Annotated in this window: 1 protein-coding gene; it reads left to right on the top strand. The window is 82.9% G+C overall.

The features are described 5' to 3' along the window. The coding region (locus QWY28_RS24025) for a hypothetical protein (protein WP_300955406.1) at positions 1-222 on the top strand (222 nt) is incomplete at both ends.

Genomic DNA, 222 nt, shown 5'->3' with positions numbered 1-222 from the left:
GGTGGGCCCGGGGGCGCGGGTGGCGCCGCCGGCGAGGACCCGGGCGGCGCGCCGCCCGGCACCCGCGCCGCGCGGATCGCCCAGCTGCTCGCCGACGCCGTGGACGCCTTCGCCGCGGCCGCGGCGGCCCTCGCGCAGGGCGACCTGGCGACGTACCAGGAGCAGGTCGAGGCCGCCGAGGGTGCCGTCGCCGAGGCACTCGTGCTCTCCGGCAAGGCCGGC

It is taken from the genome of Nocardioides oceani, from assembly GCF_030412965.1.
Taxonomy (GTDB): Bacteria; Actinomycetota; Actinomycetes; order Propionibacteriales; family Nocardioidaceae; genus Nocardioides; species Nocardioides oceani.
Note: the sequence above shows the minus strand (reverse complement) of the source record. Positions and strands in the feature narration are given on the sequence as shown.